Here is a 21606-nt window from a genome sequence, read left to right as displayed (position 1 = left end):
GCGAGGAAGGCCCCAACGCCTACGACTGCTCCGGGCTGACCCAGTGCCGGGGGAGTCCCCGGCGCACCGCGGCAGTACACCGCCGGTCAGCCCTGGGCGGCCGACCGCAGCGCGGCGTCCAGCGCCGGGCCGATCCGGTCCAGCGCGGCCGGTGCCATCAACTCGTCGTGCGAGCAGTCCAGTACGTGCTCCTCCAGCGCCCCGGAGACGAACTCCGGCCAGACCTTCGCCGGGGCGTCCTCGGCGGCCGTGCTGCGGGCCGCGGTGAAGAACAGCACATCACCGGTGGTGTGCCGGGTGGTGGAGCGCGACAGCAGTCGTACGCAGTGGACGTTGGTGTCCACGATGGCGCCCAGCAGCTCCTCGTCGAACCCGGCCAGCAGGCCCTGGCTGTCCCGGATGGCGGCCACCGCCTCCTCCCGGGAGACCGCGTCCCGGGGGCCCTCCGCACCGGAGGGTTCGCCGCCCAGTCCGGCGACCGAGAGCAGGAAGCCGCTCTCCTCGCGCTCCAGCCGCTCCCGCCAGTCCGGGCCGTCCAGATAGGACCAGTCGTCCCGCTCCGGCGGATAGGCGTCCAGCAGCGCCAGGAACGCCACCTCCTCGCCGCGCTCCTGGAGCAGCGCGGTCAGCGTGTGGGCCACCGTCCCGCCGAAGGAGTAGCCGGCGAAGTGGTACGGGCCCTCCGGCTGCACCGCGCGGATCTCCGCGAGGTACCGCTCGGCCAGCTCCGCCACGTCCGCCACGTCCGGGAGTTCGCCCGCGAGGCCCGGCGACTGCACCCCGTACACCGGCCGGTCCGCGTCCAGATGGCGCAGCAGACCGGTGTACTGCCAGGCGAAGCCGGAGGCCGGGTGGAAGCAGAACAGCGGGGCCTTGGCGCCCTTCTCGCGCAGCGGCAGCAGCACCCGCAGCGCGCCCTCCCGGGCGTCGGTGCCGATCCGGGCCGCCACCCCGGCGACCGTCGGCGCCGACATCACCGTACCGACCTGCACCGGTACGCCCAGTTCGTCCCGGATCCGGCCGACCAGCCGCATGGCGAGCAGCGAATGGCCGCCCAGGTCGAAGAAGTTGTCCTCCACACCGACCCGGTCAAGACCCAGCACCTCGGCGAAGATCGAGCAGAGCAGGGTCTCCCGGGCGTCCTTGGGCGCCCGGCCGCCGCCGGCCTCCTCGAAGGCGGGCGCGGGCAGCGCGGCCCGGTCCACCTTGCCGTTGACGGTCAGCGGCAGCGCGTCCAGCGCGGTGAACGAGGACGGCACCATGAACTCCGGCAGCAGCCCGGTCAGCCGCTCGCGCAGCCCCACCGGGTCCACCGCCGATCCGTCCGCCCCGGAGGCGGCGACCGTGTAGGCGGCCAGCCGCTTCACCCCGTTGGGGGAGGTGTGCACGGCCACCGTGGCGGCCGCCACCCCGGGGGCGTCGGCGAGCGCGGACTCGATCTCGCCCAGCTCGATCCGGAAGCCGCGGATCTTCACCTGGTGGTCGGCCCGGCCCAGGTAGTCGATCTGCCCGTCGGCCCGCCAGCGCACCAGGTCCCCGGTGCGGTACATCAGGGTGCCCGGCGCGCCGAACGGGTCGGCGACGAACCGCTCGGCGGTCAGCGCCGGCCGGTCGTGGTAGCCCCGGGCCAGCCCCGCGCCCGCCAGATACAGCTCGCCCGGCACCCCGTGCGGCACCGGGCGCAGCCCGGAGTCCAGCACATAGGCGCGGGTCTGGTAGATGGGGCGGCCCACACAGGACGACACACTCTCGTCCACATCGGCGCCGAGCGCGTTGATGGTGTACTCGGTCGGCCCGTAGAGGTTGTAGCCCATGGTGCCCTCGGTGGCCTTCAGCAGCGCCCACATCGAGTCGGGCACCGCCTCACCGCCCAGCAGCACCAGGGTGGGCCGGTGCCGGTCGGCGTCCAGCAGCCCGGCGTCGATGAGCTGCTGCCCGTACGAGGGGGTCACATTGACCACGTCGATGCCGACCCGGTCGTAGTGCGCGGTGAGCGCCGCCGGGTCCAGCCGCAGCTGCTCGCCGATGACATGCACCTCATGCCCGTCGACCAGCCAGAAGAACTCCTCCCAGGACATGTCGAAGGCGAACGACACCGTGTGCGCCACCCGCATCCGGCGCCCGCCGGCCAGCTTCACCGCCGGGTCGAAGATCCGCTCCCGGTGGTTGTAGAGCATGTTGACCAGGCCGGAGTACGGCACCACCACGCCCTTGGGGCGCCCGGTGGAACCGGAGGTGTAGATCAGATACGCCGGGTGGCGCCCGTCCCGCTCGGCCGTCCGCTCGGCGTCGGTGACCGCACCGCCGTCCAGCGCGGCCAGCTCGGCGACCGTCTCCGGGGCGTCCAGCACCAGCGGCGGGACCCCGTCCACGCTGGGCACCCGGTCGGCCACCGAGGTGGTGGAGAGCAGGCACAGCGGCGCGGCGTCCTCCACCATCATGGCCAGCCGGTCCACCGGGTTCTCCAGGTCCAGCGGCAGGTAGGCGGCGCCGGTCTTCAGCACCGCGAACAGCGCCACCACGAAGTGCGCCGAGCGCGGCAGGCCCAGGGCCACCGTCCGCTCCGGGCCCGCGCCGCGCGCGATCAGCGCCCGGGCCAGCCGCGAGGAGCGGGCGTCCAGCTCCGCGTAGCTCAGGTGCTCGTCCTCGAAGACCAGCGCGGTGGCGTCCGGGGTGGTCTCCGCCTGGCGGACGAACAGGTCCACCAGGGGCACATCCGGCACCTCGTGCCCGAAGTCGTCGCCCAGTGCGAGCAGCGCGTCCCGCTCGGCCTCCGCCAGCGTGGCCAGCCGCCCGACCGGCAGCGAACCGCCCTCGGCGAACTGCTCCACCAGCCGCCCCAGCCGCCCGGCCAGCGTCTCGGCCGTCTCGCGGTCGTAGAGGTCCGGCCGGTAGGCCAGGCTCAGTTCCAGCGAGGCACCCGGGGTGACCGCCAGAGTCAGCGGGTAGTGGGTGCCGTCCACACTGTGCGTCCAGCCGATCTGGTGCTTGGCCACGGCCTCCTCGCGGGCCGCGTCGTCCAGCGGGGTGTTGCGGAAGACGTACAGCGTGTCGAAGAGGGTCCCGATACCGCTGGTCTGCTGGATGCGGCCCAGGCCCAGATAGTGGTGCGGCAGCAGCTCGGCGTGCTCCGCCTGCATCCGGACCAGCAGCTCACGCAGGCTTTCCCCGGGGCGCAGCGCGACCCGGAACGGCAGGGTGTTCATGAACATGCCGATCATATGGTCCACACCGGGGACGTCCGCCGGGCGCCCGGAGACGGTGGCGCCGAACACCACGTCGTCCCGGCCGGTCATCCCGGACAGCGACAGCGCCCAGGCCGCCGACAGCACCGTGTTGAGGGTGACGCCCGAGCCCCGGGCGAACGCCCGCAGCCGGTCGCTCAACTCCTCGCCCAGCGCCAGGTCCACCACCTCGGCGGTCACCGGCCGGCGGGTCGGATCGGCCGGCGCCACCAGGGTCGCCTGGTCGAGCCCGGACAGATGGGTCCGCCAGGCCTCCAGCGCCGCGTCCGTGTCCCCGTCGGCCAGCCAGCGCAGATACTCCCGGTACGGGGTGACCGGAGGCATGCCCTCCAGCTCGCCGCCCCGCCCGTACAGCTGGAACAGCTCCTCGAAGAACAGCGACTCCGACCAGCCGTCGGTGAGGATGTGGTGCTGGGTCACACAGAGCATCCAGCGGTCCTCGGCGAACTTCAGCAGGGTGACCCGCATCAGCGGCGGCGCCGCCAGATCGAACCGGGTCTCCGCGTCGGTCAGCGAGAACTCCCGCTGGGCCGCCTGCTGTCCGGCCTCGTCCAGGTGGGTCAGGTCGCGCACCTCGAACGGCAGCGTCCACTCGGTGGGCACCACCTGCACCGGCCCCGGCAGCCCCTCGTGCCAGAAGGCCGAGCGGAGGTTGGGGTGGCGGCGCAGCATCGCGTCGAACGCGGCCCGCAGGGCGTTCGTGTCCACGGCGTGCCGCAGCTCCACGAAGTTCTGCATCAGGTAGACGTCCAGCGCCTGGTCGTCGTAGACCGCGTGGAAGTACAGCCCCTCCTGGAGCGGCGCCAGCGGCAGCACCTCGGCGGCGGCCGGGAACACCCGGTCCAGGATCGCGCGGCCCGCCTCGTCCAGCTCCACCAGCGGCCGGTCGGCCGACTTGGCGGGCGCGGCACCCGGGGCGGGCGCGGTGCGGGCGGCGGCGGCCAGACCGGCCGGGGTGCGCTGCTCGAACACATCGCGCGGGGTGAGGACCAGGCCCTCCTTGCGGGCCCGGGTGACCAGCTGGATGGAGACGATGCTGTCGCCGCCCAGGGCGAAGAAGTCGTCCTCCACCCCCGCCGCCGCCAGCCCCAGCACCTCGGCGAACACCTTGACCAGGGTCTCCTCGCGGCCGTCCTTGGGGGCCCGGGAGGCGGTGGACCCGGCCAGCACCGGCGCGGGCAGCGCGGCCCGGTCCAGCTTGCCGTTGACGGTCTGCGGCAGCGCGTCCAGGACCACGATGGCGGCCGGGACCATGTAGTCCGGCAGCGAGCCGGCCAGCGTCTCCCGGGCCGCGGCGGGGTCGGCGGACCCGGTGACATATCCGACCAGCCGCTTGACGCCCGGGGTGTCCTCGCGGACCAGCACCGCCGCCGAGGCGACCCCGTCCAGTGCGGCGAGCGCCGACTCGACCTCGCCCAGCTCGATCCGGAAGCCCCGGATCTTCACCTGGTCGTCCACCCGGCCCAGGTACTCCAGCTCCCCGTCGGCGCGCAGCCGCACCAGGTCGCCGGTCCGGTACATCCGGGCCCCGGCCGGACCGTAGGGGTCGGCCACGAACCGCTCGGCGGTCAGCGCGAACCGGCCCAGATAGCCGCGCGCGGTGCCGTGCCCGGACAGATACAGCTCGCCGACGGTGCCCTCCGGCACCGGCCGCAGCGCCGAGTCCAGGACGTACGCACGGGTGTTGCCGATCGGACGGCCCACGATCGGGGTCCCGCTGACCGCCAGGTCGGCGGCGAGCGCGTCCACGGTGTACTCGGTCGGCCCGTACAGGTTGACCGACATCACCCCGGTCGCCGCCCGCACCTCGGACCACAGCGCCTCCGGCACCGCCTCGCCACCGAGCAGCAGCAGCGCCGGACGGTGGTGGGCGCCGTCCAGCAGCCCCCAGTCGACCAGCTGCCGGGCGTAGGTCGGGGTGACGTCCATGGCGTCGATCCGCCGGTCGCGGACATAGCCGACGGTGAACTCCGCGTCCCGCCGCTCCACCTCGTCCAGCACATGCAGCTCATGCCCGGCGACCAGCCAGAACAGCTGCTCCCAGGAGGTGTCGAAGCTGAACGAGGCGGTGTGCAGAGCCCGCAGGGTACGGCCGCCGTTGGCGCCCAGCACCGGGCCGAAGACCTCGTCGATGTGGTTGGCGTACAGATTGGACAGACCGCCGTGGGTGAGCACCACGCCCTTGGGCCGCCCGGTGGAGCCGGAGGTGTAGATGACATACGAGGGGTGCTCGGCCGCCACCTCCACCGGCGCCGACAGCGGCTCCAGCGCCGCCAGTTCGGCGACCGTCCCGGCCGCGTCCAGCACGATCCGCTCCGGGCCGCCCGACGAGGGCAGCAGGGCCGCCGCCCGCTCGGTGGTCAGCACACACACCGGGGCGGCGTCGGCCAGCATGTAGCCCAGCCGGTCCGCCGGGTAGTCCAGGTCCAGCGGCAGATAGGCGCCACCGGCCCTCAGCACGGCGAGGATCGCCACCACCGAGGCGGCCGAGCGCTCCACCGCCAGCGCCACCACCGACTCCGGGCCGACCCCGCGCCCGGCCAGCAGCGCCGCCAGCCGCCCGGCCCGCTCGTCCAGCTCGGCGAAGGTCAGCTCGGCGCCGCCGGAGACCACCGCGACCGCGTCCGGGGTGGCCGCCGCACGCTCGGCGAACCGGTCCGCGACCGTGCCGCCCGGCACATCCCGCACCGTCCCCGGCCAGTGCCCGGCCACCCGCTCCCGCTCGGCCGGCGCCAGCAGCTCCAGCGCGCCCACCGCCACCGAGGCGTCCCCGGTGATCTGCTCCAGCACCGAGGCGAGCCGGTCCGCGACCAGCCCGGCCCGGCGGGCGTCGAACAGGTCCGGCCGGTACTCCAGCCGCAGCAGCGCCCGCTCCTCCAGCGCCACCGCCAGAGTGAGCGGATAGTGGGTGGCGTCCCGGGCCTCGATCCCGGCCACCCGCAGCCCGTCCACCACCTCCGGCTTGGCGTCCGGGTCCACGGGATAGTTCTCGATGACCACCAGGGTGTCGAACAGCTCACCGCCGCCCGCCTGCTTCTGGATCAGCCGCAGCCCCAGATGGTGGTGGGCCAGCAGCGCGTTCTGCTCGTCCCGGAACCGCCGCAGCAGCCCCTCCACACTCTCGGCGGGCCGCAGCCCGATCCGCACCGGCACGGTGGTGATGAACAGCCCGAGCATCGACTCGACGCCCGGTATCTCCTCCGGGCGGCCCGACACGGTCAGCCCGAACACCACGTCCTGGCGGCCGGTCAGCGCACCGGCCACCAGACCCCAGGCGCACTGGATCAGCGTGCTCGGCGTGGTGCCGAGGCGCCGGGCGGCCGCCGTCAGCCGGGCGGTCGCCTCCGCCGACAGCTCCAGATCGTGCACACCCGGCCGCACCGGGCGGCGCGCCGGATCGGCGGGCGCGACCAGCGTCGGCTCCTCCACCCCGGCCAGCGCCGCACGCCAGGCCGCCTCGGCGGCCGGCTTGTCCTGCGCCTTCAGCCACTTCAGATAGTCCTTGTAGGGCCGGACGGGCGGCAGCCCCGCGGCGTCGCCGTCACTCCCGTACAGCGCCAGCAGATCGCCCACCAGCAGCGGCATCGACCAGCCGTCCACCAGGATGTGGTGCACGGTCACCACCAGCCGGTGGTCACCATCCCCCAGGCGTACCAGCACCAGCCGCAGCAGCGGCGGGCGGTGCAGCGCGAACCGGCGCGCCAGCTCACCCCGCTCGACCTCCCGCAGCGCCTCCGCCACCGGCACGGAGGACCCGGCCAGATCCACCCGCTCCACCGCGACGGTCACCTCGGCCGGCACGAACTGCACCGGCTGCGGCACCCCCTCGTGCCAGAACCCGGCCCGGAGGTTGGGGTGGCGGCGCAGCAGCGCGCCCGCCGCCCGCTCCAGCCGGTCCGCGTCCACCGGCCCGGTCAGCGCCACCGACACCTGCACGGTGTAGACGTCCGCGTCCCCGGCGGCGCCCTCGCCACCGCCGTCCGAACCGTTGTAGACGGAATGGAACAGCATGCCCTGCTGCAAGGGGGACAGCGGCAGCATGTCCTCGATACGAGCCTGCGTCACTGCTGGGCCCTCCACATTTCTTCGAGCATGGTGATCTGGTCCTGGTCGAGATCGAGCAGGTCGAGGTCGGAGGGCGTGTGCCCGGCGGTCGACCCGCCGTCCGCCCACGCGGCCAGCGCGCCCAGGGCGGCCAGCCAGCCGTCCGCGAGCTCGCTCACCGTGTCCTGGGACAGCGCCTCGCCCGCCCAGAGGAAGGTCGCGGTGAGCTCGGGCCCGTCGGGGCCGTTCTCCACCTCCGCGTTGATCTCCAACGCGTGCGACAGCGGCTGCGCCGGATCCGGCCGTACGGCCAGGGCGTCCGCCTCGGCCGCCGGACCCCAGTCGGAGGCCGTCTTGGCCGTCTGCCGGCCCAGGTAGTTCCACAGCACCTCGGGGGCCGCCCCGGCGGCGTCGAACAGCCTGGCCGTGCCCGCGTTGAGGTGGCGCAGCAGCCCCGCGCCGACGCCGCCGTCCGCGACGGACCGCAGCACCTCCTTGACCTCCTTCAGCGCCGCCCCCGCGTCCCCGGCCCCCGACAGCACAGCAGCCGGATCGTAGGCACGCGCGCCCAGCCGCAGCGGGTAGACCGAGGTCAGCCAGCCGACGGTACGGGTCAGATCGGCGCCCGGGACGAGGTCCTGCTCCCGGCCGTGGCCCTCCACATCCACCGTGAAGCCGTCCGCCGCCGAACCCCGGCCCGAACGGGCCGCCCAGTCGCCGACGGAGAGCACCAGCGCGGTCAGCAGGGTGTCGTTGACGGTGCCGTGCACCGCCTGCGGCACGGTCTCCAGCAGCGGCCCGGTCCGCTCGGCGGACAGCCGCACGGTCAGCCGGCGGGCCGTCGCCACCGTGTCCCGTACGGGATCCAGCGCCCGGTCCGTCAGCAGCCGCCCGTCCGGCACCGCCTCCAGCCAGCGGTCCAGCTCGGCCAGCCGCCGCGCGCTGTGCGCCTCGGTCACCAGACCGGCCGTCCAGCTCCGCAACGAGGTCGGCACCGGCTCCAACTGCGGGGTCCGGCCCGCCGTCACCGCCTCCCAGGCCGCCCGCAGGTCCGGCAGCAGGATCTGCCAGGACACCTCGTCCACCACCAGGTGGTGCGCCACCAGCAGCAGCCGGCTCCGCTCACCCGGGCCCGCGTCGAACAGCACCGCGCGCACGGTCTCGCCCGCCGCCGGGTCCAGCTCACCGGCCGCCCGGTCCGACTCGGCCGCCACCAGGTCCCGCAGCGCCTCGCCGTCGGTCCCGGCCGCGTCCACCGTCCGGAAGACGGCGGCCGCGCTGATCGCGCCCACCGGCCGCACCTCGGCGCTCCACACGCCCGGCCGCGCCACGGTCAGTACCTGCCGGAGCCCGTCGTGCCGGTCCAGCACCGCCTGGAGCGCCGGCACCAACTGCTCGGGCTTTACGCCCACGGGCAGCCGGACCAACCGCGCCTGGCAGAACCGCTGGTAGGGACCGCCGCGCCCGGCGAACCACTGCGCCACCGGCGGCAGCACCAGCGGTCCGGTGCCCTCGTCCACCGGACGACGGTCCTTCTTCTGGTCCGCGCCCGCCACCGGCACGGCGACCGAGGCCAGCTGGGAGGGCGTCGGGTGGGTGAACACCTGGCGCGCGGTCAGCGTCAGCCCCCGCTTGCGGGCCATGCTGACGAACCGGATGGAGACGATCGAGTCGCCGCCCAGCTCGAAGAAGTTGTCCTCGGTGCCCACGGCCTCCAGCCCCAGCACCTCGGCCATCAGCCCGGCCAGCACCTCGGCCGGGGAGCCCTGCTGCGGTGCCTCCTCGGTACGGGTGGTCGGCGCCGCCGTCGGCTTGGCGGCCGGCACCGGCGCGGGCAGTGCGCGCCGGTCCAGCTTGCCGTTGGGGGACAGGGGCACTTCGGCCAGCTCCAGCACGGCCGCCGGGACCATGTACTCCGGCAGATGCTCGGCAGCCAGGGCGCGGAGTGCGTCCGGGTCCACGCTGGCCCCCGCCTCCGGTACGGCATAGCCGACCAGCCGCTTCACCCCGGGGTTGTCCTCCCGGACGATGACGATGGCACGGGCGACCCCGGGCGCGTTCGCCAGTACGGCTTCGATCTCGCCGAGTTCGATCCTGAACCCTCGGAGTTTGACCTGGTCGTCGGTGCGGCCGAGGTAGTCGAGGGTGCCGTCGGTGCGCCAGCGGGCGAGGTCTCCGGTGCGGTACATGCGGGCGCCGGGTGCGCCGTGGGGGTCGGCGGTGAAGCGCTCGGCGGTCAGGCCCGGGCGGGCGGTGTAGCCCCGCGCCAACTGCACACCGGCGAGGTACAGCTCGCCCGGCACTCCGACCGGGACGGGGCGCAGTCGCTCGTCCAGGACGTAGACCCGGGTGTTCCAGACCGGGGCACCGATCGGTGCCGAAGCCCCTTCGGCCTGGGTGGCCGACCAGGCGGTGACATCGACGGCCGCCTCGGTCGGACCGTAGAGGTTCTCCAGCGCCACCGGACGTCCACCGGCCGAGGCATGGAAGCGGGCGACCAGATCACCCGGCAGGGCCTCGCCGCTGCACACCACCAGTCGGAGGGTGGGGACGGTGGTCAGCTCGACCTCGCCGAGGAAGGCGGCGAGCATGGAGGGGACGAAGTGGGTGACGGATACCCGCTGTTCGCGGATCAAGTGGGCCAGGTATTCGGGGTCCTTGTGTCCGTCGGGCTTGGCGATGACCAGGGGGACGCCTTGGGCGAGGGGCCAGAACAGCTCCCAGACGGAGACGTCGAAGCTGGTCGGGGTCTTCTGGAGGACGCGGTCGGCGTCGGTGAGGCCGTAGGCGCCTTGCATCCACTCCAGGCGGTTGACGATGGCGGCGTGTTCGACCATGACGCCCTTGGGGCGGCCGGTCGACCCCGAGGTGAAGATGATGTAGGCCGGGTGGCGGGGGAGCAGGGGCGCCCGGCGGTCCGCGTCGGTGATCGGCTCACTGCTGAGCGCGGCCAACTCCTGCCGGATTTCTGCGGAGTCGATGAGGACACCCGGGACGATGTTTGCCGACGCGGTGTCGGTAAGTACCGCGACCGGCTGGGCCGTCTCGATCATGTAGGTGAGGCGGTCGGTGGGCAGGCCGAGGTCGAGGGGGAGGTAGGCGCCGCCCGCGCGGACGATGGCATGCAGGGCGATCAGCAGCTCGTACGAGCGGGGCAGTGCCACGCCGACGATCGACTCGGGTCCGACTCCGCGCCCGATCAGCAGCCGGGCCAGTCGGTTGACCCGCTCCTCGAACTCGGCCCGGGACAGGGCCTGGCCCTCGAAGACCAGCGCGGGGGCGGACAGGTCGCGCGCACCGGCCGCGACCAGATCGGCCAGGGTGGCCGGGCCCTCCAGCGGGCGGGCGGTGGCGTTCCAGCCCTCCACCACCCGGTCCCGCTCCTCCGCGTCCATCACCGGGATACGGGAGAGTGGAGCACCGGGCTCGGCGGCGACCGCGTCCAGCAGCCGGACCAGCCGAGCGGTCAAGCGCTCGGCACCGGCCCGCTCGAACAGGTCGGTGGCATAGCGGAGTCCACCGGCCAGCCCGTTGGCCTGGGTGCCGTCCGGGCCGAAGGCGAACTCCAGGTCGAACTTGGAGCCGCCGATCTCCACGACCAGCTCCTCGGCCGGGGCGCCGAACAGCTCGCGCACCGAGGTCTCCACGGAGTGGTAGGTGACCATCGTCTGGAACAGCGGGTTCCGCGACTGCGCCCGGGTCTGCCCGACCGCCTCGGCCACTGCCTCCAGCGGGAGGTCGGCGTGCGAGAACGCGGCCAGTCCGGTGTCCCGCACCCGGCCCACCAGCTCGGTGAACGCCGGGTCCCCGGACAGGTCGGCGCGCAGCACCAGGGTGTTGAGGAAGAACCCGACCAGGCCGTCGACCTGGGCGTCCTCGCGCCCGGAGGCCGGGCTGCCGAGGGGGATGTCCTCGCCCGCGCCGAGCCGGTGCAGCAGGGCGGCGACCGCCGCGTGCACCACCATGAAGAGGGTCGCCCCGGTCTCCCGGGCGATCCGCGCCAGGCCCTCACTCGTCTCAGGGGCCACGGTGAACGGCACCACATCACCGCCGTGCGAGGGCACCGCCGGACGCGGCTTGTCGAACGGCAGCGCCAGCTCCTCGGGCAGCCCGGCCAGGGCCTTCCGCCAGTAGGCGGACTGCCGGCTTGCCACCGACTCCGGGTCCTCGGTACGGCCCAGCAGATCACGCTGCCAGAGTGCGAAGTCCGCGTACTGCACCGGAAGTTCCGCCCACTCGGGCGCGTGCCCCGCCGTGCGGGCCGCGTAGGCCGTGTCCAGGTCGGCGAAGAGCGGCCCGGTGGACCACTCGTCAGTCGCGATGTGGTGGAGCAGGACGACCAGGACATGGTCGTCCTCGGCGGCGGTCAGCAGCGTCGCCCGGATCGGCAGGTCCCGGGCCAGGTCGAAGACATGGCCGCCGGCGGCGACCGCCTCGGCCGCCAGTCGGGTGGCCGACACGCGGCGAAGATCGAAGGGCACCCGGGCCTCGGAGGCTGGGACGATCCGCTGGAACGGCTCCCCGTCGACCTCCCCGAACACCGTGCGCAGCACCTCGTGCCGGGCCACCACATCGGCCACCGCCGCCTTCAGCGCGGCCGCGTCCACCGCCCCGCGCAGCCGTACCGCCAACGGCACGTTGTACGCCGTCCCGGCGCCGCGCACGCTGTCCAGCAGCCACAGCCTGCGCTGGGCGGCCGACAGGGGCAGCGGCTCGGGGCGGGCGGCGGCGCGGGTGAGAGCCAGCCGGTTGTCGGTGGCCCGCTCGGCCAGCCGGGCCGCCAGGGCCTCCACGGTCCGCGCCTCGAACAGGTCGCGCACCGCGCACTCCACCCCGAGGGCGGTACGGATTCGGCTCACCGCACGGGTGGCCAGCAGCGAGTGACCGCCCAGCGCGAAGAAGTCGTCCAGCACACCGGCCGACTCGGGCAGCCCCAGGATGTCGCCGAAGATCCCGGCGACGATCTCCTCACGGGCGTCACGCGGCGCCCGTGCCGGGCCGCTCACCGCCTCCGGGGGCGCGGGCAGCGCACGCCGGTCCAGCTTGCCGTTGGGGGACAGGGGTACCTCGGCCAGCTCCAGGAAGGCCGCCGGGACCATGTACTCGGGCAGCCGATCCACCGCCAGGGCGCGGAGTGCTGCCGTGTCCACTGCTGCTCCGGCCGCCGGGACCGCGTACGCCACCAGGCGCTGGGCGCCCGGGTTGTCCTCGCGGACGATGGCGATGGCGCGGGCGACGCTGGGGGCGTTGGCCAGTACGGCTTCGATCTCGCCGAGTTCGATCCTGAACCCTCGGAGCTTGACCTGGTCGTCGGTGCGGCCGAGGTAGTCGAGGGTGCCGTCGGTGCGCCAGCGGGCGAGGTCTCCGGTGCGGTACATGCGGGCGCCGGGTGAGCCGTAGGGGTCGGCGGTGAAGCGCTCGGCGGTGAGGCTGGGGCGGGCGGTGTAGCCGCGTGCCAACTGCACACCGGCGAGGTACAGCTCGCCCGGCACTCCGACCGGGACGGGGCGCAGTCGCTCGTCCAGGACGTAGACCCGGGTGTTCCAGACCGGGGCGCCGATCGGCGCCGAGGCCCCCTCGGCCTGGGTGGCCGACCAGGCGGTGACATCGACGGCCGCCTCGGTTGGCCCGTACAGGTTCTCCAGCGCCACACCGGAGTTCCGCGCGGAGGCGTGGAAGCGGGTGACCAGGTCGCCCGGCAGGGCTTCGCCGCTGCATACCACCAGTCGAAGCGACGGGACGGTGGTCAGTTCGACCTCGCCGAGGAAGGCGGCGAGCATGGAAGGAACGAAGTGACAGACGGAGACGCCCTGTTCGCGGATCAGGTCCGCCAGGTATTCGGGGTCCTTGTGTCCGTCCGGCTTGGCGATGACCAGGGGGACGCCCTGGGCGAGGGGCCAGAACAGCTCCCAGACGGAGACGTCGAAGCTGGTCGGGGTCTTCTGGAGCACCCGATCGGCGTCGATGAGGCCGTAGGCCCCTTGCATCCACTGCAACCGGTTGACGATGGCGGCGTGTTCGACCATGACGCCCTTGGGGCGGCCGGTCGACCCCGAGGTGAAGATGATGTAGGCCGGGTGGCGGGGGAGCAGCGGCGCCCGACGGTCTGCATCGGTCACCGGCTCGGCGGACAGCCCGGCCAACTCCTCTTCTACGGCAGGGGAGTCGATGAGTACACCTGAGACGGTGTTTGCCGACAGTGTGTCGGTAAGTGTCACGACCGGCTGGGCCGTCTCGATCATGTAGGTGAGGCGGTCGGTGGGCAGGCCCAGGTCGAGCGGGAGGTAGGCGCCGCCCGCGCGGACGATGGCGTGCAGGGCGATCAGCAGCTCGTACGAGCGGGGGAGCGCCACGCCCACGATGGACTCGGGTCCGACCCCGCGCCCGATCAGCAGCCGGGCGAGGCGGTTGACCCGCTCCTCGAATTCGGCCCGGGAGAGCGCTCGGCTCTCGAAGACCAGCGCGGGAGCCTTTGGATCCCTGGCACCAGCCGCGACCAGATCGGCCAGGGTGACCGGGCCCTCCAGAACGCGCGCGGTGGCGTTCCAGCCCTCCACCACCTGCTCCCGCTCCTCGGCCTCCAGCAGCTCCACCGAGGACAGCGGCAGCTCGGGGGCGGCGGTCACCTGGTCGAGCAGGCGCACCAGCCGGGCGGTCAGCCGCTCGGCGCCGGCCCGCTCGAAGAGGTCGGTGGCGTACCGCACTCCACAGGTCATCGTGGAGTCTGATGCCCGCCGAAAAAGGATCTCCAGGTCGAACTTGGCCGCCCCGGCACCCAACGGGTACTCCTCGGCGTCCGTAAACAGCAGCCGGGACAGGTCCGGGCCGCCGCCCTCGTAGGCCACCATCGTCTGGAAGAGCGGGTGACGGGAGAGCGAGCGCTCGGGGTTCACCGACTCCACGACCGCCTCGAACGGCAGGTCGGCGTGGTCCAGGGCGGCGAGATCGTGCTCGGCCACCCGCTCCAGCAGCTTGGCGAAGCTGGGGTCGCCGGTCAGATCGGTGCGCAGCACCAGGGTGTTGACGAAGAAGCCGACCAGTTCGTCCAGCGCGGAGTCGTCGCCGCGTCCGGCCACCGGGGAGCCGAGGGGGATGTCGTCCCCGGCGCCGAGCCGGTGCAGCAGGGCCGCGACGGCGGCGTGGACCACCATGAACATGGTGGCGCCGGAATCGGAGGCCAGCCGGTCCAGGCGGGCCACCAGCTCGGCCGGGAGGTCCATGGTGACGGTGTCGCCCTGGTGGCTGGGCACGGCGGGGCGCGGCTTGTCGAACGGCAGCGCCAGCTCCTCCGGCAGCCCGGCCAGCGCGGCCCGCCAGTGGGCGGACTGCCGGGCGGCCAGCGACGCCGGGTCCTCGGTGGAGCCCAGCAGCTCACGCTGCCAGATGGCGAAGTCCGCGTACTGGACCGGGAGTTCGGTCAGCTCAGCGGTCTGGCCAGCCTGCCGGGCCGCGTAGGCGGCGTCCAGATCGGCGAGCAGCGGCCCGGTGGACCACTCGTCACCGGCGATGTGGTGCAGCAGCACCAGCAGCAGATGGTCGTCACGCTCCGGGTTGCTCAGCAGGGTCACCCGCAGCGGCAGCTCGGCCGCCAGGTCGAACGGCTCGGCGGCCGCCGTCTCCAGCAGCACCTGACGGTCGGACTCGGCGGCCCGCCGCACGGCGAACGGGATGCGGGCCTCGGCGGCGGGGACGATCCGCTGGTACGGCTCGCCGCCGTCCTCCGCGAACACGGTCCGCAGCGCCTCGTGCCGGGCCGCCACGTCGTTGACGGCGGCGGCCAGCGCCACCGGGTCCACCTCGCCGCGCAGCCGCAGCACCACCGGGATGTTGTAGGTGGCGCTGGGGCCCTCCATCTGGTGCAGGAACCACAGCCGCCGCTGGGCGTACGACAGCGGCAGCCGCTCAGGTCGCTGGGCTACCCGCTCCAGTGCCGGGCGCTCGGAGGCGGCCCGCTCGGCGAGCCGCAGCGCCAGCTCCGCAACCGTACGGGCCTCGAACACATCGCGGACCGAGCAGGCGGCACCGGTGGCGCGCACCCGGGCGACCACCCTGGTCGCCAGCAGCGAGTGCCCGCCGAGCCGGAAGAAGTCGTCCTCCGCGCCGACCGAGGCGAGCCCCAGCACCTCCTGGAAGATGCCGGCCATCCGCTCCTCGGCCGCGCCACGCGGCGGACGGGAACCGGTGTCCCCGGCGACCGGCTCGGGCGCGGGGAGTGCGGCCCGGTCCAGCTTGCCGTTGACGTTCACCGGCAGTACGTCCAGCATCACGATGGCGGCCGGGACCATGTACTCCGGCAGTTCGGCGGCCAGTCGGCGACGCAGTTCAGCGCCCAGGCCGTCGGAAACCGCACCGCCGGAGATCGCGCCGGTGGCGTAGGCGACCAGCCGGGGCACGCCCGGGGTGTCCTCGCGGACCACCACGGCCGCCGCGCCCACCTCGGGCTGCTCGGCCAACGCCGCCTCGATCTCGCCCAGTTCGACGCGGAAGCCACGGATCTTGACCTGGTCGTCACTTCGGCCCAGGAACTCCAGCAGACCGTCACTCCGCCAGCGGGCCAGGTCGCCGGTGCGGTACATCCGGGCCCCGGGCGCGCCGAACGGGTCAGCCACGAACCGCTCGGAGGTCAGGGAGTAACGGCCCAGGTAGCCACGGGCGTTCTGCACGCCCGCGAGGTACAGCTCACCGGGGACGCCGGGCGGCACCGGGCGCAGCCGGGCGTCCAGGACGTAGGCGCGGCTGTTGTCCAGCGGGCGGCCGACGACCGGGGTGGCGCAGTCGGTCACCCGGGCGACCAGCGCGTCCACGGTGAACTCGGTGGGCCCGTAGTAGTTGACGGTCTCCACGTCCCCGTACCCGCGCAGCTCCTCCCAGAGCGCGGGCGGCACCGCCTCGCCGCCGAGCAGGAACAGCGGCAGCCGCCACTGGCCCTGCTCCAGCAGTCCGGCGTCCAGCAGCTGGCGGCCGTAGGACGGGGTGACGTCCAGGGTGTCGATCCGGTGCTCCCGGACGTACGCCACCACGGCGTCGGCGTCCCGGCGGCCGAACTCGTCCAGCACATGCAGCTCATGCCCGGCGACCAGCCAGAGCAGCTGCTCCCAGGAGGAGTCGAAGGAGAACGAGGCGGTGTGCAGCGCGCGCACCCGACGACCCAGGCGCTCGGCGACGGGTACGTACAGCTCGCGCTCGTGGTCGCGGTAGAGGTTGGTCAGGCCCGCGTGGTGCAGACCGACGGCCTTGGGACGGCCGGTGGAGCCCGAGGTGTAGATGACGTAGGCGAGGTCGGCCGGGGCGGGGGAGGGGAGCGCGGGGGCCTCGGCGGTGTCGAGAGCGGCCAGTCGCTCGGCGGTGGCCGGGGTGTCCAGCTCCAGGGCCGTCACACCCGCCGGAACCGGCACGGTGCCGGTGGCCGTACCGGCGGTGAGCACCACCACCGGGGCGGCGTCGGTCAGCATGAACTCCAGCCGCTCGGCCGGGTGGTCCAGGTCCAGCGGGAGGTAGGCGCCACCGGCCCGCAGCACGGCGAACGCGGCGACCACGGAGTCAGCGGAACGGGGCAGCGCCAGGGCCACCACCGCGTCCGCGCCGACGCCCTCGGCGACCAGCAGCCGGGCCAGTCGGCCCACCCGGTCGTCCAGCTCGGCGAAGCTCAACGAGGTGCCGTCGAAGACCACGGCGGTGGCGTCCGGGGTGGCGGCGGCCCGCTCGGCCAGCAGCTCCACCACGGTGGCGGGCCGCTCCGCACGCTCCCCGCCCTGCCAGGAGGCCAGCAGCTCCCGCTCGCGCCCGTCGAGCAGCTCCAGCGCGGACAGCGGCCGCTCGGGCGCGGCGACCGCCTGGGCCAGCAGCCGCAGCAGCCGGTCGGCGAGGGCGTCCACGGTGGACCGGTCGTAGAGGTCGGAGGCGTAGAACACCTCCAGGTCCAGCCCGTCGCCGTGCGCGGTGTCGGAGAAGGTGATGTCCAGGTCGAACTTGGTGGTGCCCGGGTCGATCCGGTCACTCCGCGAGGCCAGCCCGAACAGCGCTCGCACATCCTGGGTGACCGTGGAGTGCGCCACCATGGTCTGGAACAGCGGGTGCCGGGTCAGCGACCGCTCCGGGTTCGCCGCCTCCACCACGGTGTCGAACGGCAGGTCGGCGTGGTCCAGGGCGGCCAGGTCGGTGGCGCGGACCCGGTCCAGCAGTTCGGTGAAGCTGGGGTCGCCGGTCAGATCGGTGCGCAGCACCAGGGTGTTGACGAAGAAGCCGACCAGCTCGTCCAGCGCGGTGTCCCCGCGCCCGGCCACCGGGGTGCCGAGGGGGATGTCCTCGCCCGCGCCCAGCCGGTGCAGCAGTGCGGCCACCGCCGCGTGCACCACCATGAACACACTGGTGCCGCTCTCCCGGGCCAACCCCCGTATGGCGCGGGCCAGTTCCTCGGGCAGCTCGCGGTGGACCATACCGCCGTCGTGGCTCGGCGCGGCCGGGCGCGGGCGGTCGGTGGGCACCGGCAGCTCCTGCGGCAGCCCGGCCAGCGCCTCGCGCCAGAAGTCGGTCTGGCGCTCGGTGACGGTGGACGGCAGCGCGCGCTGCCAGAGTGCGAAGTCGGCGTACTGGAGGGGGAGATCCTGGTACGCGGGGGTCCGGCCCGCCAGCCGCTCGGCGTAGGCCAGCTCCAGATCGCGCAGGAACGGGCCCATCGACCACTCGTCGCTGGCGATGTGGTGCAGCAGCACCACCAGGGCGTGTGCGCCGCTCGCCGGGTCGCGCAGGAGCGTCAGCCGGATGGGGGCCTCGGCGGCCAGGTCGAAGAGGTGGCCGAGGGCCGTCTCGGCTTCGGCGCCGAAGCTCTCGTACGGGGTCTCCTGGACGCGCAGCCGGGCGCCGGCCGCCTCGGCGCCGGCGGGGGACAGCACCCGCTGGTAGGGTTCGCCGCCCTCCTCGGCGAAGACGGTGCGCAGCGCCTCGTGGCGGGTGAGCACATCGCCCAGCGCCGCCGCCAGGGCATCGGCGTCCAGGGCCTCGTCGAAGCGGGCGACGAAGGGGATGTTGTAGGTGGCGCTGGGGCCCTCCATCTGGTGCAGGAACCAGAGCCGGGCCTGCGCGTACGACAGGGGGAGCCGGTCGGGTCGGGTCCCGGCCGCCACCAGGGCGGGGCGGTCGGCGGAGGCGCGGCCGGCGAGCCGGGCGGCCAGCGCGGCGGCGGTCCGGGCCTCGAACACGTCCCGGATGCCGCACTCGGTGCCCAGCGCGGTGCGCACCCGGGCGATCACCTTGGCGGCCAGCAGCGAGTGCCCGCCCAGGTCGAAGAAGTCGTCGTCCACGCCCACCGAGGGGAGGCCCAGGACCTCGGCGAGGATGCCGGTCAGGATCTCCTCGCGGGCGCCGCGCGGGCCCCGGCCGGTCCCGGTGCGGGCGGCCAGGTCGGGCGCGGGCAGTGCCCGGCGGTCCACCTTGCCGTTGGCGGTCAGCGGGAAGGCGTCCAGCACCACGACCGCCGAGGGGACCATGTACTCGGGCAGCCGCTCGGCCACCACGGCGCGCAGCGCGGCCGGGTCCGGGGGCTCGGCCCCGGCCACCGCCGTCACATAGCCGACCAGATGCTGGGTGCCGGGCAGGTCCTCGCGGACCACCACCACCGCGCGGCCCACCGCCTCCGGGGCGCCGAGAGCGGCCTCGATCTCACCCAGCTCGATCCGGAAGCCGCGCACCTTCACCTGGTCGTCGGCGCGGCCCAGGAAGTCGATGGAGCCGTCCGGGCTCCGGCGCACCAGGTCGCCGGTGCGGTACATCCGGGCGCCCGCCGGGCCGTAGGGGTCGGCGACGAAGCGCTCGGCGCTCAGCGCGGGGCGGCCCAGATAGCCGCGGGCCAGCTGGTCACCGGCGAGGTAGAGCTCACCGGGGCGACCCGAGGGGGTGGGCCGCAGGGCGCCGTCCAGGACATAGGCGCGGGTGTTCCAGAACGGGGTGCCGATGGAGGGCGTACCGGTGTGGTCGGACGCGAGCACCATGGAGGTGGCCCAGACGGTGACCTCGGTGGGGCCGTAGACATTGGTGGCGGATCTCGCGGTGCGGGCCAGCCGCTCGGCCAGGTCGGCGGGCAGCGCCTCACCGCCGACCAGGACCTTGGTCCCGGCGAGCGCGGCCGGGCCGCCGTCCTCCAACAGGGCGTGCCACAGCGAGGGGGTGGCCTGCATGGCGGCCGGGCGGTGGCGTTCGACCAGTGCGGCCAGGGCGGCCGGGTCGCGGACGGTGTCCCGGTCGGCGAGGACCACGGTGGCGCCGCTGACCAGCGGGACGTACAGCTCCAGGGCGGCGATGTCGAAGGAGATCGTGGTGACGGCGATCAGGGTGTCGCGCGGCCCCATGGCCAGCTCGCCGGCCTGCATGGCCAGGAAGTTGGCGAGCGCGGCGTGCGGGACGACCACGCCCTTGGGGCGGCCGGTGGAGCCGGAGGTGTGGATGACATAGGCCGGGTGGGCGCCGTGCAGGGGGGCGCGGCGCTCGGCGGGCTCCAGCGGGCCCGCGTCCAGCTCGGCGAGGGCGGCCAGGGTGTCCGGGGCATCCAGCACGATCCGCTCGGTGCCGGCCGCGTCCGGGGCGTCGGCGGCCGAGGCCAGGGTGGTCAGCACGCAGACCGGGCGGGCGTCCTCGACCATGTACGCCAGCCGGTCGGCCGGGTAGTCCAGGTCCAGCGGAAGGTAGGCGCCACCCGCCTTGAGCACCGCGAGCAGTGCCACCACCAGGTCGGCGGAGCGCGGCAGGGCGAGGCCGACGAAGTTCTCGGGTCCGACGCCGCGGGCGATCAGCAGCCGGGCCAGCCGGCTCGCCCGGGCGTCCAGTTCGGCATAGCTCAGGGTGGTGCCCCCGCTGATCAGCGCGGGCTCCTCGGGGTGGCAGGCCACCTGGGACTGGTAGGCGTCCACCACGGTGCCGGCCGGGATGGCGCGGGCGGTGGCGTTGGTGTCCTCGATCAGCGCGCGGCGGGTGTCGGCGTCCAGCAGGTCGGGGCGGCCCACCGGGGCCTCGGGCCCGGCGGTGGCGGCCTCGTCCAGGAAGCGGGCGAACTCGGCGGTTCGGGCGGCCAGCGCCTCGGTGCCGTACGCGGCCGGGTTGGCGTCCAGTTCGAAGCGGATCCGCTTCTCGGCGGCGTCGTGGTGCAGCGCCAGGGTGAGGTCGTCCACCGGGCCGGCGGCCACGTTGTGCACCGCGCCCGGGGTGCCCGCGAAGTCCAGGGCGTTGTCAAAGGCCTTGATGTTCACCATGGGGCCCAGCAGGCCCTGCTCCCGGCCGACCAGGCCGAGGTCGCGGCGGATGTCCTCGGCGCGGTACCGCTGGTGGCGGCGGAGGTCCCGCACGGCGGCGGCGACCTGGGCGGTCAGCTCGGCCAGGGTGTGGTCCGGGCGGACGGTGACCCGCAGCGGCAGCACGTTGACCACCATGGCCGGCACCCGCAGCGCGGCGGTGCCCAGCCGGGCCATGGCGGGCATGGACAGCAGCACGTCCCGGGCGCCGGTGGAGCGGTGCAGGAAGGCGGCGAAGGCGGCGGTGCTGACATCGGCCCAGCTGGCCTTGGCGGCCTTGGCGATGGCGTTCAGCCCGGCGGTGGCCTCGGCGGAGAGGGTGGCGCCGTCGCGCAGGAAGGCGGCGGAGGCCGGGAAGGACGCCCCGGCCAGCGGCTCCGGCTCGGGCCGGTCGGCCAGCCGCTCGCCCCAGTACGCCTTGTCCTGGGCGCAGCGCTCGGTGGCCGCGTACTCCTGCTCCTCCTCGACCACGGCGGCCAGCGGCCCGAAGGGGCTCGCGGCCGGCTCCTCGCCGCATACCAGCGCGCTGTAGACCTCGGCGGTACGGCGGGCCAGCAGCGAGAAGCCGTAGGCGTCCAGCGCGATGTGATGCACCCGCTGGTACCACAGGGTGCGGTGCTCGCCGACCCGGTGCAGTGCGAAGGCGAACAGCGGCTCGGCCGCCGGATCGCTGGGGCGGTCCATGTCGGCCCGCATCAGGGCCAGCGCCGCCGCCTGGGGGTCGGCCTCCGCGCGCTGGTCGATGACCCGCAGCACCTCGCCGGTGTACGGGCCTTCGGCCGTGAGCTGCCAGACCCCGCCTGCCTCGTCCTCCTCGAACCGGACGGTCAGCGCCTCGGCCTCGCCGACGGTGCGCCGCAGCGCCGCCTCGAAGAGGTCCGCGTCGACCGGGCCGTCGATCGCCACGTACTGCCCGACGTTGTAGACCGGGGAGTCGGGCGCGAGCCGCTGCCCGTACCAGACACCGGTCTGCGCCCCGGTCAGGGGCAGTCGCCGCAAAGCACGCTCGGTCATGGGATGTTGCTCCAGTGTTCGCA

2 protein-coding genes are annotated in these 21606 nt (G+C 74.1%); both read right to left on the bottom strand.

The window, feature by feature from the left end; translation table 11 throughout:
- Positions 1–86: 86 nt before the first annotated feature.
- The gene (locus ABZ945_RS29155; protein ID WP_361275492.1) at positions 87–7310 is read right to left on the bottom strand and encodes an amino acid adenylation domain-containing protein; all 7224 of its coding nucleotides are present in this window, start codon (positions 7308–7310) and stop codon (positions 87–89) included.
- Positions 7307–21583: an amino acid adenylation domain-containing protein gene (locus tag ABZ945_RS29150; protein ID WP_361275490.1), complete on the bottom strand. Its 14277-nt coding sequence runs from the start codon at positions 21581–21583 to the stop codon at positions 7307–7309. The genes ABZ945_RS29155 and ABZ945_RS29150 overlap by 4 nt, the downstream gene beginning before the upstream one ends.
- Positions 21584–21606 lie beyond the last annotated feature (23 nt).

The organism is Streptomyces sp. NPDC046887 (genome assembly GCF_040644755.1).
Classification (GTDB): Bacteria; Actinomycetota; Actinomycetes; order Streptomycetales; family Streptomycetaceae; genus Streptomyces; species Streptomyces lichenis.
Note: the sequence above shows the minus strand (reverse complement) of the source record. Positions and strands in the feature narration are given on the sequence as shown.